This is a genomic window from Acidimicrobiales bacterium, from assembly GCA_041394185.1.
Lineage (GTDB): Bacteria > Actinomycetota > Acidimicrobiia > Acidimicrobiales > Poriferisodalaceae > JAAETH01.
On record JAWKIQ010000004.1, the window covers coordinates 40,887 to 57,636 of the forward strand.

The window sequence follows — 16,750 nt, forward strand, 5'->3', positions numbered from 1 at the left end:
TGATCGTGATGGTGACGACGATGGCCGAGATTGAGACGATGACAGCGCACGTTCTGGTGGTCGACGACGAACCGACCGTTCGCGCGGTCGTGGCCGAGTACCTGAGGCGCGACGGTGCCAGGGTGACCGAAGTCGCCGACGGCCGAGAAGCCCTTGCGGTGCTGGGAGCCGACCGGCCCGATCTGGTGGTCCTCGACGTGATGCTTCCCGAGGTCGACGGGTTCACCGTGCTGGAGAAGATCCGCAGCACCGGCGACCTGCCCGTGATCATGTTGACCGCTCGCACAGCCGAGAGCGACCGGGTCGCCGGACTCGACCTGGGTGCAGACGACTATGTCGTCAAGCCGTTCTCGCCCAGGGAACTCGCCGCCAGGGTCAGGTCGGTCCTGCGCCGCGTGCGTTCCGACAGCGGGGGAGTGGTGCTCGATCTCGGACGCATCGTCATAGACGAACCGGCCAGAGAGGTCAGAATCGACGGCGCTGCGGTCGAAACAACCCCGCGCGAGTTCGAACTGTTGGCCTACATGGCCAAACACCCCGGCCGGGCCTTCTCCCGTGGAGAACTTCTCGAGTCGGTGTGGCAGTCGTCGCCCGACTGGCAAGACCCGTCGACGGTTACCGTGCACGTGCGTAGGTTGCGACGGATAGTCGAGCTGGACCCCGACTCGCCCAGACACCTCCTGACGGTTTGGGGTGTGGGGTACAGGTTCGATCCAGCCGGAGGTCAGTGATGAAATCGTCGAGCGTCAAGCGGCTGGTCCTGGCCGGGGCCCTCGCAGCAACCTCCACGGCTCTGGTGGCTGTGTTCGTCGCCGCCGAGGCGATGTGGTTGTCGGGCTCAGAACGCAACCTGATGCTGGTGGTGTTGGTCGCAGCCTTTGCGCTGGCCGTGTTGGTGGCGGTGCGTGTCAGCCGCCCCCTGGTAGATGATCTGGGTCAGCTGGCCGACGCCGCCAGGCGAGTCGCCACCGGTGACCTGTCGGCCCGATCGGGCGTCGATCGGCGCGACGAGGTCGGCGCCACAGCCCGATCGTTCGACGACATGGTGTCCAGGCTCGAGCTGGCAGAGCGGCGCCGCGAGGCCGAAGAGGCCGAGCGCCGGCTGCTGTTCGCCTCGGTGGGTCACGATCTTCGCACCCCGCTTGCGGCCATTCGTGCCGCCGTCGAGGCGCTGCAGGACGGCGTCGCTCCTGACCCGGCGCGCTATCTGTCGGCAATCGGCCGCGATGTCGAGCACCTGGGGCGCCTGACCGACGACCTGTTGCTGCTTGCTCAGATAGATGCCGGGCGATTCGAACCGGGCCGCGACCTGGTCGACCTGGCCGAGGTCGTCGACGAGTCGGCCGAGGCGCTGCTGCCCACCGCCGCCGCCCGCGGCGTCGCTCTTTCGGTGGTGGTCGATTTCGAGGACACCTCATCGGTGTTGATCAGGGGAACCTCCCACGACCTGGGCCGCGTTGTGCGCAACCTGCTGGACAACGCGATCCGTCACGCGGGCACACCCGGTTCGGTGACCGTGACCCTGTCTCGGTCGAACGACCCTCAGCGCCCTGTGGTCAGCGTGGTGGTCATGGACGACGGCCCCGGATTTCCAGACGCATTCATCGGTCGGGCCACCGAAGCCTTCTCCAGGGCCGACGACAGCCGCGACCGGGCCAGGGGAGGCGCCGGGCTGGGCCTGGCCATCGCCCGGGGTGTGACCGAGGCCCACGGCGGCACCATCAGCATCGGCAGCGGGCCAGGCGGACGGGTAGCCATCTCGCTTCCAACAGCGTGAGACCGGGCCCCTGGGCCACAACATCTGCACTATTGCGATCGCTTGCGTCAACTTGGCGCTACCATCGTGGCTCGCCGCGGGTGTAGCTCAATGGCTAGAGCCCCAGCCTTCCAAGCTGGTTATGCGGGTTCGATTCCCGTCACCCGCTCTGATTCCCCATCGGGGCCAGGGCATCCACAATCGATCCACCTTCTGACCACAGAAAGTGCAGATCGACCTGGTCGAGATAGGTGAGCCGACCACCCGCAGTAATAGTGCAGCTCATTTTTTGAATGATCGCTCAACTATGTAGCGGCCTCGTCGATTGATTCATTGGTCCGAGAGATCGGACCCAACGCATCAACTGCGATTGCCACACACACCGGATTCGGCCCTGCTTCGGCGGGGCCGAATCTGTTTTGTCGCTGCGGGCTCGCGCCCTTCGGGCCCTCGCCTCGCAGACTGGTCGGTCGCTCCTCGGCCCTGTTCTGTTGGTTCGACCCACGCCCTTCGGGCCCTCGCCTCGCAGACTGGTCTGTGCCCCTCAACACGGTCTTCGCCGCGTGATCGCGCCGAGTGGATAGACTCTCCCCCTTGTGAACATCCCTAGCGTGACCTCAAGAGTCGAGGACCTCGGCGACAACAAGGTCAAGATCAGTGTCGAAGTCGACGAGCAGACCTTCGAAGTAGCAGTTGACGCGGCCTTCAAGAAGATCGCCCGAGAAGTCCGTATCCCCGGATTCCGTCACGGACGTGTGCCCCGCAAGGTCCTCGAGGCCCGCATCGGTGTGGGCTATGCCCGAGCCGAAGCCATGGAAGAGGCCATGGGCGGCTACTACGCGGCCGCGGTCCGACAAGAGAAGGTCGACGTCGTCGGCCGTCCCGACATCGACATCACGGGCGGCGAAGAGTCGGGCCCACTCTCGTTCGATGCCACCGTCGAGACCCGCCCGGTGGTCGAGATATCGGGGCATGGTTCTCTGACGGTCGAGATCCCCTCGCCGCTGGTTCCCGAAGATGACATCCAGGAGCAGATCGATCGCATTCGTGCCCGGTCTGCCACCCTCGAGGACGTCGAGCGAGCTGCCACCAAGGGCGACTTCGTCACCATCGACATCGAGGGAACGGTCGACGGCGAGCCCCTGCCGGGTCTCAACGCCGAGGACTATTCCTATGAGGTCGGCAGCGGTGTCGTGGGCGACGAGCTCGACGACAACCTCGAAGGCGCCCAGGCCGGCGATGTCCTCGACTTCACCGCCGAGCACCCTGTGCAGGAAGACACCGTCATCGACTTCCACGTCGAGGTGAAGGTCGTCCAAGAGCGCGTCCTGCCCGAACTGACCGACGAGTGGGTCGACGAGAACACCGAGTGGGAGACCGTCGAGGAGATGACCTCGGCGCTGACCGAACGGCTCGAGAGCGCCGCGCTCACCCGCGCACAGCACGCTCTGCGCGAGAACGCAGCCGGCGCCGCTGGCGACCTGGTCGAGGGCGACATCTCCGAAACCCTCATCGAGGCCGAGATGTCAGAACAGCTCCAGCACCTCGGATACAGCCTCCAGGCCCAGGGTCTCAGCCTCGAGCACTGGCTGGCCTTCAACGGCAAGAGCCAGGAAGAGTTCTCCGACGATCTTCGTGAAGGCGCTGCCAAATCGGCTCGCGTCGATCTGGCACTGCGGGCGATCGCCACGGCCGAAGGCCTCGACCCCACCGACGATGATGTCGATGCCGAGATCGAGCGCATAGCGGCCCAGATCGGCGACAAGCCGGCCGTTGTCCGCCAGCGCCTCGACGAGGCCGACGGTCTCATGTCAGTGGTTGCAGACCTCAAGAAGCGGTCGGCCCTCGAGTGGTTGATCGAGCACGTCGCTATCGTCGACGAGGAGACCGGCGAGTCGATCGACAGATCACTCCTTGACGATCCCCAAGACGAGTCGACCGAACCTTCAGACGACACCTCCGACGAAGAGGGCGACGAGTCCAGCGAATGAGCCAGAAAGCCGAGTGAGAATGAGCTACATCATCCCCAGCGTCATCGAGCAGACCAACCGGGGCGAGCGCTCGTACGACCTCTACTCGAAGCTGCTGAAGGAGAACATCATCTTCCTCGGCACCCCGATCGACGACGGCGTTGCCAACGTCGTGTGCGCCCAGTTGATCCACCTCGAGTCCGAGAACCCCGACCGCGACGTCAACATCTACATCAACAGCCCCGGTGGCGACATCACCGCGTTGTTCGCGATCTACGACACGATGCAGTACATCAAGAACGACATCGCCACGATGTGCCTCGGCCAGGCTGCTTCCGCGGCTGCGGTGCTGCTGGCTGCCGGCACGCCGGGCAAGCGGCTCGCCCTGCCGCACGCTCGCATCCTGTTGCACCAGCCCTATGGCCAGGCGATGGGTCAGGCCACAGATGTCGAGCTGGCAGCCCGCGAGATCGAGCGCATGCGCAAGCTCCTCGAGGAGATCCTCGCCGAGCACACCGGTCAGCCGGTCGACCGCATCCACGGCGACACCGAGCGCGACTTCGTGATGGACGCCGCGCAGGCTCTCGAATATGGCGTCATCGACGAGGTCATCAGCCGCCGAGGCGTGGTCGACAACGACGGCCCCATCCGCGCCGCCTGACACGAACGCGACACACTCGGTCCAGCACCCGGTCGGCGAACGCGACATACTGGCCGATGCGGAGCTGACCAGTAACCACCATCGGAGGCAGGGACACCAACGTGGCGAAATTCGGAGAAGGCGGCGAGCTGCTCAAGTGCTCGTTCTGCGGCAAGTCGCAGAAGCAGGTCAAGAAGCTCATCGCGGGCCCTGGTGTCTACATCTGCGACGAGTGCATCGATCTGTGCAACGAGATCATCGAAGAGGAACTCTCCGAATCGACCGAGGTCAGCTTCGACGAGCTCCCCAAGCCGCGCGAGATCTTCGAGTTCCTGAACGAGTTCATCGTCGGTCAAGAACAGGCCAAGAAGGTTCTGTCGGTCGCCGTCTACAACCACTACAAGCGCATCCGCTTCGGCAACCAGTTGGGCGATGACGTCGAGCTGGCCAAGTCGAACATCCTGCTGGTCGGCCCCACGGGCTGCGGCAAGACCTACCTGGCGCAAACGCTTGCCCGCATGCTGAACGTTCCGTTCGCCATCGCCGACGCAACCGCCCTCACCGAGGCCGGCTATGTGGGCGAAGATGTCGAGAACATCTTGCTGAAGCTCATCCAGGCCGCCGACTACGACGTCAAGCGCGCCGAGATGGGCATCATCTACATCGATGAGATCGACAAGGTGGCCCGCAAGTCCGAGAACCCGTCGATAACCCGCGACGTGTCGGGCGAGGGTGTCCAGCAGGCCCTGCTGAAGATCCTCGAAGGAACCACGGCGTCGGTCCCGCCGCAGGGCGGTCGCAAGCACCCGCACCAGGAATTCATCCAGATCGACACCACCAACGTGTTGTTCATCTGTGGCGGCGCCTTCGACGGCCTCGAGAAGATCATCGCCAACAGGGTCGGGCGCAAGGGCATCGGGTTCGGTGCCGACGTTCGCGGCGCCAACGATTCGTCGCTGGCCGACCTGTTGCCTCAGGCCCTCCCCGAAGACTTGTTGAAGTTCGGCCTGATCCCCGAGTTCGTCGGTCGGCTTCCCGTAACGGGCATCGTGCGCGAACTCGACCGCGAAGCGTTGGTCGAGATTCTCGTCGAGCCCAAGAACGCGCTGGCCAAGCAGTACAAGAAGATCTTCGAGCTCGAGAACGTCGAACTCGAGTTCACCGCCGACGCTCTCGAAGCGGTTGCAGAGCAAGCCCTGCTGCGCAAGACGGGCGCCAGAGGCCTGCGAGCCATCCTCGAAGAGGTGCTGCTGGGCATCATGTACGAGCTGCCGGGTCGCGACGACGTCGAGCGCTGCATCGTCGACCGCAGCGTCGTGCTCGACAAGGTCAACCCCACACTGGTGCCTCGCCGCCAGCCCGAGTCGGGGCCGACCAGGCGCGCCGCGTCCTAGTTCGCCAGGCGACACGACCCACAACCCGTCTGGGGCACTAATGGACTACGCCGCCGCGCTCGAACACCTCGAGCAGCACTACAGCCTCGAGTTGAACCCGGCCACCCGCGCCACGGCTCCCGATCTGTCGCGCATGCGCGACCTGGTGCAGGCGATGGGCGACCCACACCTGGGTACCCCGACCATCCACGTGACGGGAACCAACGGCAAGGGCTCGACCATGCGGCTGATCACGTCGCTGCTGGTCAGCCACGGCCTGCATGTGGGCGGCTACACCTCGCCCCACCTCGAGCGCATCAACGAGCGCATCACCTCCAACGGAGATGCCCTGGGCGACGAGGCGTTCGCAGACGCCATCGCCGATGTTGCCGCCGCTGAAGTTGTTTGCCGTCATCGCTGGGATCGTGACGCCACGTTCTTCGAAGTGTTGGCGGCCGCGGCACTGGGCTGGATGGCCATGGCCCCGGTCGATGTGAGGGTCATCGAGGTCGGGATGGGCGGCCACTGGGATGCGACCAACGTCGTCGATGCCGACGTCGCCGTGGTCACCACGGTCGACTACGACCACATGGCGACCCTGGGCCCGACCTTGGCCGACATCGCCACCGAGAAGGCCGGCATCGTCAAGCCCGAATCCAGAGTCGTGGTCGGCGACCTGGACGACGACATCGCCGACATCATCTTCGGGCGGCCCCATCAAGGTGATGGCGTTCGCCTGGGGCACGGTCTCGTCGTCGAGCAGAATCGGCTGGCCGTCGGTGGCAGGATCATCACGGTCAGCACCCCCCGCGCCACCTACGACGATGTCTTCGTGGCCTTGCACGGCGAGCACCAGGCCCGCAACGCCGCCGTTGCTCTGGCGGCGGTCGAGGAGTTCTTCGAGCGGCCCATACCTCGTGCGATCGTCGACGAGGCCTTTGCCGAGGTCAAGGTTCCCGGGCGTTTCGAGGTCATGCGACGCCAGCCGTTGGTCGTTCTGGACGGTGCTCACAATCCCAGCGCCGCCACCGTTGCCGCTCGCACCTTGTACGACGACTTCGCCACCGACACCAAGCCGATCCTGGTCGCGGGGTTCAACGCTCCACGCAACCTCCAGGAGATGTTCGCGGCACTTCGCGCCGGCTCTGCTGCGGCCGTCGTCGCCACTGCCGCCGACTGGCCCAGGGCGTTTTCGGCCGACCGGGTCGCCGAGGAGGCGTCACAGGCCGGTGCCGAGAAGGTGGTTTGGGTGCCCCGGGTCGCCGACGCGGTCGACCGTGCCATCGAGTTGGCCGGATCGGACGGGATCGTCCTGGTGACGGGCTCGCTCTATGTGGTGGGTGAAGCCCGATCGCACCTCTCGCGCAGATAGAGTCTTGCCCTCCCCCGATACTGGTGCCACTCTAGGTGGTTGGCATGTGCGGTGAGTGGCATCGTTCGATGCCTTGAGATGACGCCTCCAACAAGCAGGCGCAAAGTCACGAACCCGGAGCCTTCCTTGTCTCAGCAGACCTTCGTCATGTGCAAGCCCGACGCCGTCGAACGCGGTCTCGTCGGTGAGATCATCGGCCGTTTCGAGGCCAAGGGCCTCACCCTGGCCCGTGCCGAGCTTCGCACCATCGACCGAGAGACCGCCACGCGCCACTATGCAGAACACGAGGGCAAGGGCTTCTTCGAAGATCTGCTGGCCTTCATCACCCGCGGACCCTCGATGCTGATGGTGCTCGAAGGGCCTGCCGACGCCGGCGACGACGTCTTCGCAATCGTGCGCAACATGATGGGCTCGACCAACCCGGCCACGGCAGCCCCTGGCACGATCCGTGGCGACTTCGGCCTGGTCGTCACCGAGAACCTCGTCCACGGCAGCGATTCCAACGAATCGGCCCAGCGCGAGATCGGCATTTTCTTCGGCTGATGACGGGCCAATTCCCGGCGGGGTACGAGCACCATCAAAGCGATAACCACGCCAGCGTCGACGCTGCCTTGAGCGGCCGTGTCCCAGCACCTAGGCTCCAACCGGCGGGTGCACCTCGGAGGGCACGCATGGCAGAGTCGATGTTCACGGGTTTCGTTGGGCGAGACATGGCTGTCGATTTGGGCACCGCCAACACGCTGGTCTATGTCAGAGGCCGCGGCATCGTCTTGAACGAACCCTCGGTTGTTGCGGTCAACGTCCTCGACGGCAGGCCCCTGGCCGTTGGCCTCGAGGCCAAGCGCATGATCGGCCGCACACCTGGCCACATCCAGGCAATTCGTCCTCTCAAGGACGGCGTCATCGCCGACTTCGACATCTGCGAGAAGATGCTGCGCTACTTCATCCAAAAGGTGCACAACCGGCGCTGGGCCAAACCTCGCATGGTCATCTGTGTGCCGTCGGGAATCACCGGCGTCGAGCAGCGCGCGGTGCAGGAAGCCGCCGAATACGCGGGGGCCAGGCGTCCCGCGTTCATCATCGAAGAACCCATGGCCGCAGCCATCGGGGTGGGCCTGCCTGTGCAGGAGCCCACGGGAAACATGATCGTCGACATCGGCGGCGGCACCACAGAGGTCGCTGTCATCAGCCTCGGTGGCATCGTGGCCAGCCAGTCGGCCCGCATCGGTGGCGACGAACTGGACGAAGCGATCATCCAGTTCGTCAAGAAGGAATACAACCTCGCGCTCGGCGAGCGCACCGCCGAAGAGATCAAGCTCCAGATCGGCTCCGCGCACCCCCTCGCCGAAGAGCTGTACGCCGAGATCAGGGGTCGAGACCTCATCAGCGGTCTGCCGAAGACCGTCGTGGTCAGCTCTCGCGAGATCGAAGAGGCCATGGCCGAGCCGGTGGCGGCGATCGTCGACGCGGTGAAGGTCACGCTCGACCAGACCCCGCCCGAGTTGGCCGCCGACATCATGGAGCAAGGCATCGTGCTCGCCGGTGGGGGAGCCCTGCTCAGGGGTCTGGATACACGCCTCCACGAAGAGACGGGTATGCCGATCATCATCGCCGAAGACCCGCTCAATGCGGTCGTTCGGGGCTCGGGTCAGTCGCTCGAGGAGTTCGAGACCCTGCGCGGTGTCTTGTTCTCCGCCTCGACTGACCGGTGACGTCTACCCTGAGTCGACGTGCTGCAGCAATCCCGTGAACCGCGTCGCCCGCGCAGCCGCACGCGGGTTCGGCTGTTGCTGCTGATCATCACCGCCTTGGCACTGATCACCCTCGACTACGGGGGCTCAGACGACAGTGCCGTGGGTACCGCACGAGATGGGGCGCTCGACGTGTTGGGCCCGATCCGCTCGGCTGTCGGCTGGGTGCTGTCGCCGTTCCAGAACGGGTGGCGGGGCATCACCGACTACGACGAACTCGAGGCCGAGAACGAACGCCTCCGGGCCCAGCTCGACGAGCTGCGCGGCGAAGACCTCGAGGTCGCCGAACTGCAGAGGCGTCTTCGTGCCTACGAACAGTTGCTCGACGTCCGCGACACCGAGTCGACCGCGGGTCGGGTGCTGGCTCGCGTCATCGATGCTCCGCTGTCCAACTTCGAACGCACCATAGAGATCGACGTCGGCAGCTCCGATGGGGTCGAGGTCGGAATGCCCGTCGAAGCCGGCTCGGGCTTGGTGGGCCGGGTGGTGCAGGTGGGCAACTCGCGGTCGCGCGTCGAGCTGCTGACCGACCCGGCCTTTGGTGCCGGCGTGCGTCTGGTGCGTTCTGGCGACGCCGGCGTAATCGAGGGCAACGGCCTCGGTGAGCTGCTGACCACCAAGTTCATCGACATAGAGACCGTGGTGATTCCCGGCGAAACGGTGGTTACGTCGGGCCTCGAGGGGTCGGCATTTCCGGCGGGCATCGTGGTGGGAACCGTGGTGGCCTCGCGGGCCGACCCAGTGACCGGCAGCCAGGAGGTCGACGTGGCACCCGCCGCCGACCTCGAGCGCCTCGACCTGGTGCAAGTGGTGCTGTACATACCGCCCGAGATAGACAACCGCGGCAACCCGCCCACCACCACCAGCACCTCGACGACCGTGGTGGTGACGATTCCTCGCAGCACCACCACTCAGGCCACAACTACCACCGCGGCACAACAGACGACCACCACGGCAACGACGACCACGACCACCACCATCGCCGAGTCGACCACCACCACGGCGACCACCACCCCTGCCAACACCGACCAGACGACCTCGTCGACCACCGCGGCCGACACCACATCGACAACCGCCCAACCCGCGTCGTCATCCACCACGGCTGCGGGCGCCACCAGCTCGACCGAGGGCTGAGCCGATGCTGGCAGGCTCGCGCCTGAGGCTGGCGCTGGTGCTGTTCGGCGGGCTGGTGCTGCAGACGGCGGTTGTGCCGCACTTCGCCGTCGCCGGCCGCATAGTCGACGTGATGCTGTTGCTGGCGGTGTGCGCCGGGATGCTGGCCGGCCCCGAGCGCGGTGCCACGGTGGGCTTCTTTGCCGGTGTAGGCACCGACCTGATCGTTCAGACCCCGTTTGGCATGTGGGCGCTGGCCGCCACGCTGACCGGCTATGGCGTCGGGGTGGTCTATGGCGGGTTCGTCGCTGGCGGCCGGCTGGTGCGCTGGGTCACCATCGCCGGGTCGCTGGCCATCGGCACCATCACCTTCGTGCTGATAGGTCGTCTGATCGGGCAAGAATTCCTGGGCGATGTCGCTTTGGTGCCCGTAGTGGCTACGGTTTCGCTGGGCGGAACCCTCCTGTCGCCGTGGGCCATGCGGGCCATGGCGTGGGGGCTGAACATGGACCGGCTCCCGTGGGACAGCGGGCGTCGCTGATAGCGCCGCCTCATGGCGGGGCGGCTGACGAACTGCGATGAACGACGAACCTACAAAGGCAGCGAATACGGGTCTTCGCCTGGCGTTCCTGGGCATCGTCGTAATAGGTCTGTTCTCGGCGCTGTTCGGTCGGATGTGGTTCTTGCAGGTGCTCGCCACCGAAGAGTTCCGCGTTCAGGCCGAGACCAACCAGGTCAGGCTGGTCACCGTGCCACCCACCCGAGGTCGCATCCTCGACCGCAACGGCGAGATCCTGGCCGACAACGTGTTCACCGGCGTGGTGAAGGTCGAGCCCAGCCAATACACCGACGATGATCGCGACTTCGTGGTAGCCGAGCTCGAGAAACTGACAGGAGTGCCGGCGACCGAGATCGTGGCCCGCATCGAAGACACATCCGAGGGGTTCTTTGCACCCAGGATCGTCGCCACGGGCATGAGCGAAGACATCCTCGAGATCATCACCGAACGGGCCCTGCCCGGCGTCACCGCCGACTGGGAAGCCGTTCGTGTCTACCCACAAAAGAGCATCGCGGCCCACGTGATCGGCTATGTCGGCGCCCAGCCAGACGGTTGGCTCGACGACCATGCTGACGAGCGCTATCTGCACAGCGACCGGGTTGGCAGGGCCGGCATCGAGCTGATCTACGAGGAGATTCTGCGCGGCACCGCCGGGGTGCGAAAGATCGAGGTCGACCGCCAGAACAACGTCGTGCGCGAGTTCGGTGAAGACCCGCCCGTCGACGGCGAAGACGTCGTGCTGACCATCGACATGGATCTGCAGCGAGCTGTCGAGTACTACCTAGACCAGGGCCTCAAAGAGGCCCAGGGCCGCAGCTCGGCCGACGATTCGCGCTACAACTACCCGGCCTATGCGGGCGCGGCCGTTGTGCTCGATGTGCGCAACGGCGATGTGTTGGCCATGGCTTCGTACCCAACCTATGACCCCAACTGGTTGGTTGGTGGTATCACCGATTCGGTCTACCGGGCGACGTTCAACGACCCGTTCATTCCCGGCCGGCTCAACAACCGCGCGATCCAAGGCCTGTATGCGCCCGGCTCGGTGTTCAAGCTGATCACCGCAATAGCGGCTACCAAGGTCGGTGCCATCAGCTCGCGCGACCTGTTCGTCGACACTGGCACATACACGGTTCCCGTTCCCGGCGGCAGCACCCACCAGAACGCGGGTGGTGCCAGCTATGGCCCGCTCGACCTGTCGCAGGCCATGACGGTGTCTTCTGACACCTACTTCTACTCGGCGGCCTACGAGACCTATGCGCTGGGCGGCGACGAGCGATGGATCATCCAGGATGTAGCGCGCGACTTCGGGTTCGGCAGCCCGACGGGTGTGCAGTTGCCTTTCGAACGCGGCGGTCGAGTACCCGATGCCGACATCAAACGAGCCCTCTTCGAGTCGGCTCCCGAGGTCTACCTGGCCGAAGACAACGCTGTCATCTGGGTGCCTGGCGACACCATCAACATGGCGATCGGTCAGGGCTTCTTGTCCGTCACGCCACTGCAGCTGGCCAATGCTTACGCGGCATTCGCCAACGGGGGCACGCTGTTTCAGCCCAACATCGTCGACAAGACGCTGTCGCGCGACCCGCTCACCGACGGCGAGGTGGTTCGCGAGTTCGACCCCAGGGTGTTCCACGAAGTCGACACCGTGGGGGCGCCGGTAGACATCATCCGCGAGGGTCTCGAAGGGGTCACCAGGGCCCGCAACACCATCTTCGGATACACCGAGGGCACAGCCTTCCGGGCCTTCTACGACGCGGGTTGGGACAGCCGGGCCTGGCCGGTCACGGGCAAGACGGGCACCGCCGAGAACGACGGAATCAACAAGACACTGGGCCGATCCAAGGAGGACACGGCGGTGTTCGTCGGCTACGGACCCAGCAACGACCCCCGCTATGCGGTGGTGGTGCTGATGGAGGAGGCCGGCTTCGGTGGCACCGCGGCCGCACCGGTCGCCGTCAACATCTTCGACGCCCTGCGACGCCTGGAACAGGACTGGGACGCACCCGAGGACCTTCCCCTGGAAACGGCCACACCGGCAGGCCCGCAGTGCGACGACATTCCCATCACCGTGCTGCGCGACCCCAGCATCGAGCTGAGGGTGCCAGAGGGGTGCCCATACGGCATCCCCACGCCGGTCGTGGGGGCGACTGAGCCCGAGGAAGGTGCGGCCCCGGCGCCTACTGGCGAAGCCGACGGTGCCGCGTCTGCGGCGCTGTCGGGCATCGTGCCGGTGGCCGGGCTGTTGGCGGCTTCGCGGAGGAGGCACCGTTGATCACCTCGCTTCCCGTCAGGCGCGACCTGCGCTCGCCCATTCGTTACGTCGACTGGTTGTTGCCCCTACTGTCGGTGGCCATCTCGGTGTTCGGCGTGTTCATGAACTACAGCGCAACCTGGCGCCTTCAGCAATTCAACGGAGACGACCCGTACCTGTACGCCCGTCGCCAGGCGATCTTCGTTGTGGTCGGTGTCATCGCCATGTTCGCCATAACGGCCGTCGACTACAGGGTGCTTCGCGAGTTTGCGCCCCAGATCTACCTGCTGACCCTGGTGGTGCTGGTTGCGGTGCTGTTCATGGGCAAGGAGGTCAACGGGGCAAAGGCCTGGTTCCAGCTTCCGGGTGGCATCCAGATCCAGCCCTCGGAATTCGGCAAGATCGCCGTCATCGCCGCCCTTGCCGCGTTTGCATCCACCAAGGCTCAGCACTTCGATCTTCACGCACTGCTGAACTCGCTGCTGATCATCGGTGTGCCCATGTCGTTGGTGTTCCTCGAGAACGACCTCGGAACGATGCTGGTGTACGTGTCGATCATGATGGGTGTGCTCTTTGTTGCGGGCACCCGCGTCCGCCACATCGTGGTCATGACGTTGCTAGGTGTGTTGGCGGCCACCGTGCTGTTCCAGTTCGACGATCTCACCGGAATCGAGCTGATCGGCCCGGCCCAGGAACAGCGACTCACCGCCTTCCTCGACCAGGAGAGCGACCTCGACGTCGCCAACTACAACCTCCAGCAGTCGCAGATCGCCATCGGTTCGGGCGGTTTGACCGGACGCGGATATCTGAACGGCATACAGACCAACCTCGATCTGGTGCCTGCCCAGGAAACCGACTTCATCTTCACTGCGGCGGGCGAGGAGTTGGGCTTCCTGTTCGGTTCGCTACCCCTTCTGGCCGCCTACCTGCTGCTGGTGTGGCGCATCCTGCGGGCGGCACAGTTGTCGGCCGACATGTTCGGAACCCTGCTGTGCGTGGGGGTCATGTCGATGCTGTTGTTCCAGGTGTTCCAGAACCTGGGGATGACGATGGGCATCATGCCCATCACCGGTATTCCATTGCCATTCATGAGCCATGGTGGGTCTTCGGTCATCACAGCGTTCATCGGCGTGGGTCTGGTCATCAACGTCAGGGCGCGCCGTTTCGCGGGCTGAACACCAAGCGCTGCGGTTGGCAGTGCCTAAAAAAGCGTTCAGTGCGGTTACCATGACGAAATCATGTCGTCATTGTGGCCGCGTCTCGAACCGTTGTTGATGCGCGTGCAGAAGCCTGCGCGCTACATCGGCTCCGAGGGCTTCATGACCGTGCCCCGCCATGCTCCCGGCAAGGTGTCCTGGCTGGTCGTCTACCCCGACACCTACGAGATCGGGCTGCCCAACCAGGGCATCCAGATCTTGGCCGAGATACTGAACGAACGCGACGACGCGGTCGCCGAGCGTTCGTACACGCCGTGGCCAGACATGGCCGCCGAACTCAGGGCTGCCAACATTCCGCTGTTCTCGCTCGAGACCCACCGCGCGGCCGGCGAGTTCGACGTCATCGGATTCAACCTCGCGGCCGAACTGGTCTACACCAACGTTCTCGAGACCCTCGATCTGGCCGGTGTGCCGATCCGCGCCGCGGCCCGAGCAGACGATGACCCCATCGTCGTCATCGGGGGCCACGCGGCGTTCAACCCCGAGCCCATGGCCGACTTCGTCGACGTGGTTGCACTGGGCGACGGCGAGGAGTTGGTTGGCGACATCACCGAGGTGGTTCGCCAGTGGAAGGCCGCCGGCAAGCCGCAGGGGTCGCGTCGGCAGTTGCTGCGCGAATTAGCTCAGATACAGGGCTGTTACATCCCGTCTCTGTACGACGTCACCTATGACGGCCACGACATCGTCGCCATCGAACCCAACGCTCCAGAAGCCCCCGAGCTGGTCCAGAAGCGCACCGTCGCCGACCTGGCCGATTGGCCCTATCCCAAGACGCCACTGGTTCCCCTGACCGAGGTCGTCCACGACCGCCTCAACGTCGAGATCTTCCGCGGGTGCACCAGGGGCTGTCGCTTCTGCCAGGCGGGCATGATCACCCGCCCGGTGCGCGAGCGGCCGGCCGACCAGGTTCGCACCATGGTGACCCAAGGCCTGTCTCGCACCGGCTACGACGAGGTCGCGCTGACATCTCTCAGCACCGCAGACTTCTCGGGCATCGAAGAGGTCGTCGACGCCATCGTCTCTGACCCCACCAGCTGCGGCCAGACCTCGATCTCGCTGCCCAGCCTCAGGGTCGACGCGTTCACCGTGGGCCTGGCGGCCCAGGTGTCCAACGCCAGACGCTCGGGCCTGACCTTCGCCCCCGAGGCCGGCACCTGGCGTATGCGCCAGATAATCAACAAACTGGTTCTCGACGAAGACCTCTACGGCGCTGTCGAGTCGGCATACAGCCAGGGTTGGCAGCGCATGAAGCTGTACTTCCTGACCGGCCTGCCCTCCGAGATGGACGAAGACACCCTGGGCATCTACGACCTGGCCGCCAACTGTGTAGAGCTTGGCCGCCAATACACCAACCGCGCTTCGGTGACGGTTTCGCTCGGCGGGTTCGTCCCCAAGGCCCACACGCCCTTCCAGTGGTTCGGGCAGAACTCGGTCGACGAGATGAGGCGCAAGATCGGCCTGCTGCGCGACGCCAGCCGCCGCAACGGCCGGGTCAACCTCAAGTGGCACGACGCCAAGGCATCGATGATCGAGGGCCTGGCGAGCCGCGGCGATCGCCGTCTGGGCGCGGTCATCGAGCGGGTTTGGCGCAACGGTGGCGTGTTCCAGGAGTGGGGCGAGTACTTCGACTACGACCTGTGGGTCGACAGCTGCGAGGCCGAGGGGGTATCGCTCGACCACGTCGTAACCCGGCATCGCCACGAAGACGAGATCTTGCCGTGGGAGCACATCCACGCCGGTCTGCACAAAGACTTCCTGTGGCAAGACTGGCAAGACGACCTGGCCGGCCACGGAATCCCCGACTGTAGGTGGACTCCCTGCTACGACTGTGGTGCATGCACCGAGTACGGAGTCGAACACGTCGTCGCTTCGCCGGTGCCGCCCGCCGGGGGCAGTCAGGGCACAGGCCAAGACCTTCCCGAGACCGGCTGGGTGCCGGTCAGCTTGTCGCGTGCCGAGGTTCGCACGTGACCACCAACAATTCGATTCTGCGTATCCGTTACTCGAAGCTGGGCAAGGTGCGATACACGAGCCATCGTGACACCGCCCGAATCTGGGAACGAACGCTTCGAAAGGTGGGGATGCCGGTCGCGTACAGCGAAGGCTTCTCCCCACGACCCAAGCTGGGCTTTGGCCTGGCGCTTCCTACCGGCTACGAATCCGCCGGTGAATACCTGGACATCACCGTCGCTGCGCCCGATGAACTCGATGGCGCCCTCGTCGGTGTGGGGTTGGCCGATGGCCGACGTTTCGACATCGAGTCGCTGTCCCAGTTGCTCTCGCAGGCACTGCCCGATGGGATCGACGTCCAGGCCGTTGAGGTGCTCGAGAACCGTGGCGAATCACTCCAGGAGCAGATCGTCATGTGCGGGTGGGAGTTCGAGATCTCCGATCTCGAACCCGAAGACGCCCGCGCCGCGGTGACCAGAGTCCTCGAATCGGTGTCGTTGCAGACGACACGAGAACACAAGGGTGCCGAACGCACCGAAGACATCAGGCCGTCAATTCACCGCCTGGAGGTCATCGGTCCGAGCGATTGGGGCACGTGGTTGCAGGCCGACTTGTCGGCCAAGCCACGTGTCGTTCGCCCCTCCGAACTCGTTCCGGTCCTGGCGCCGGGTTGCGAGCTGACGAGGGCCAAGCGCACCCACCAATGGAAAGAGCAGGCAGGTTCGCACCTGGAGCCACTGGCTCCGGTAGCGCCGCTCGCTCCGCACGCCATGGTGCGTGCGTCATGAGAAGGGAAAC

Annotated in this window: 14 protein-coding genes and 1 tRNA gene; all 15 read left to right on the forward strand. The window is 65.0% G+C overall.

Translation table 11 applies throughout. The features are described 5' to 3' along the window. The first annotated feature begins 20 nt into the window (after positions 1–20). The 15 genes from R2770_18115 (at position 21) to R2770_18185 (ending at position 16,740) form a co-directional block, all read left to right on the forward strand. Positions 21–731 (forward strand): response regulator transcription factor, encoded by a 711-nt coding sequence (locus R2770_18115; protein ID MEZ5282379.1) that lies wholly within the window; start codon positions 21–23, stop codon positions 729–731. Next, the gene (locus R2770_18120; GenBank protein MEZ5282380.1) at positions 731–1,777 is read left to right on the forward strand and encodes a HAMP domain-containing sensor histidine kinase; all 1,047 of its coding nucleotides are present in this window, start codon (positions 731–733) and stop codon (positions 1,775–1,777) included. The genes R2770_18115 and R2770_18120 overlap by 1 nt, the downstream gene beginning before the upstream one ends. A 76-nt stretch (positions 1,778–1,853) precedes the next feature. Beyond that, a tRNA-Gly gene (locus tag R2770_18125) sits at positions 1,854–1,925 on the forward strand. A 442-nt stretch (positions 1,926–2,367) separates the two neighbouring features. Continuing rightward, positions 2,368–3,747 carry a trigger factor gene (gene tig / locus R2770_18130; protein MEZ5282381.1) on the forward strand — a complete coding sequence of 460 codons (1,380 nt, stop codon included), beginning with the start codon at positions 2,368–2,370 and terminating at the stop codon, positions 3,745–3,747. A gap of 19 nt (positions 3,748–3,766) precedes the next feature. After that, complete coding sequence (locus tag R2770_18135) at positions 3,767–4,387, forward strand: ATP-dependent Clp protease proteolytic subunit (GenBank protein MEZ5282382.1); 621 nt, start codon at positions 3,767–3,769, stop codon at positions 4,385–4,387. 101 nt (positions 4,388–4,488) lie between these two features. Beyond that, on the forward strand, positions 4,489–5,760 hold the full coding sequence (gene clpX / locus R2770_18140) for an ATP-dependent Clp protease ATP-binding subunit ClpX (protein MEZ5282383.1): 1,272 nt from the start codon (positions 4,489–4,491) through the stop codon (positions 5,758–5,760). Between the two features lie 40 nt (positions 5,761–5,800). Further along, a complete protein-coding gene (locus tag R2770_18145) occupies positions 5,801–7,111 on the forward strand; it encodes a Mur ligase family protein (GenBank protein MEZ5282384.1) in 1,311 nt (436 codons plus the stop codon). A gap of 126 nt (positions 7,112–7,237) precedes the next feature. Next, complete coding sequence (ndk, locus tag R2770_18150) at positions 7,238–7,654, forward strand: nucleoside-diphosphate kinase (protein MEZ5282385.1); 417 nt, start codon at positions 7,238–7,240, stop codon at positions 7,652–7,654. A 128-nt stretch (positions 7,655–7,782) separates the two neighbouring features. Further along, a complete protein-coding gene (locus tag R2770_18155) occupies positions 7,783–8,823 on the forward strand; it encodes a rod shape-determining protein (GenBank protein MEZ5282386.1) in 1,041 nt (346 codons plus the stop codon). A gap of 18 nt (positions 8,824–8,841) precedes the next feature. After that, the gene (gene mreC / locus R2770_18160; protein MEZ5282387.1) at positions 8,842–9,996 is read left to right on the forward strand and encodes a rod shape-determining protein MreC; all 1,155 of its coding nucleotides are present in this window, start codon (positions 8,842–8,844) and stop codon (positions 9,994–9,996) included. Positions 9,997–10,000: 4 nt separating this feature from the next. Then, positions 10,001–10,516 (forward strand): rod shape-determining protein MreD, encoded by a 516-nt coding sequence (mreD, locus tag R2770_18165; GenBank protein ID MEZ5282388.1) that lies wholly within the window; start codon positions 10,001–10,003, stop codon positions 10,514–10,516. Between the two features lie 37 nt (positions 10,517–10,553). Further along, positions 10,554–12,806, forward strand: coding sequence for a penicillin-binding protein 2 (gene mrdA, locus R2770_18170; protein MEZ5282389.1), 2,253 nt, complete (start codon positions 10,554–10,556; stop codon positions 12,804–12,806). Further along, positions 12,803–13,960 (forward strand): rod shape-determining protein RodA, encoded by a 1,158-nt coding sequence (rodA, locus tag R2770_18175; protein MEZ5282390.1) that lies wholly within the window; start codon positions 12,803–12,805, stop codon positions 13,958–13,960. The genes mrdA and rodA overlap by 4 nt, the downstream gene beginning before the upstream one ends. Before the next feature lie 63 nt (positions 13,961–14,023). Then, on the forward strand, positions 14,024–15,973 hold the full coding sequence (locus tag R2770_18180) for a TIGR03960 family B12-binding radical SAM protein (protein MEZ5282391.1): 1,950 nt from the start codon (positions 14,024–14,026) through the stop codon (positions 15,971–15,973). Then, the gene (locus tag R2770_18185; protein MEZ5282392.1) at positions 15,970–16,740 is read left to right on the forward strand and encodes a TIGR03936 family radical SAM-associated protein; all 771 of its coding nucleotides are present in this window, start codon (positions 15,970–15,972) and stop codon (positions 16,738–16,740) included. The genes R2770_18180 and R2770_18185 overlap by 4 nt, the downstream gene beginning before the upstream one ends. The last annotated feature ends 10 nt before the right edge of the window (positions 16,741–16,750 follow it).

Coding starts and splice junctions, on each gene's coding strand:
- R2770_18115 (MEZ5282379.1), top strand. CDS start 21: ATGGCCGAGATTGAGACGATGACAGCGCACGTTCTGGTGGTCGACGAC.
- mreD (MEZ5282388.1), top strand. CDS start 10,001: ATGCTGGCAGGCTCGCGCCTGAGGCTGGCGCTGGTGCTGTTCGGCGGG.
- R2770_18135 (MEZ5282382.1), top strand. CDS start 3,767: ATGAGCTACATCATCCCCAGCGTCATCGAGCAGACCAACCGGGGCGAG.
- R2770_18180 (MEZ5282391.1), top strand. CDS start 14,024: ATGTCGTCATTGTGGCCGCGTCTCGAACCGTTGTTGATGCGCGTGCAG.
- R2770_18155 (MEZ5282386.1), top strand. CDS start 7,783: ATGGCAGAGTCGATGTTCACGGGTTTCGTTGGGCGAGACATGGCTGTC.
- R2770_18145 (MEZ5282384.1), top strand. CDS start 5,801: ATGGACTACGCCGCCGCGCTCGAACACCTCGAGCAGCACTACAGCCTC.
- R2770_18120 (MEZ5282380.1), top strand. CDS start 731: ATGAAATCGTCGAGCGTCAAGCGGCTGGTCCTGGCCGGGGCCCTCGCA.
- mrdA (MEZ5282389.1), top strand. CDS start 10,554: ATGAACGACGAACCTACAAAGGCAGCGAATACGGGTCTTCGCCTGGCG.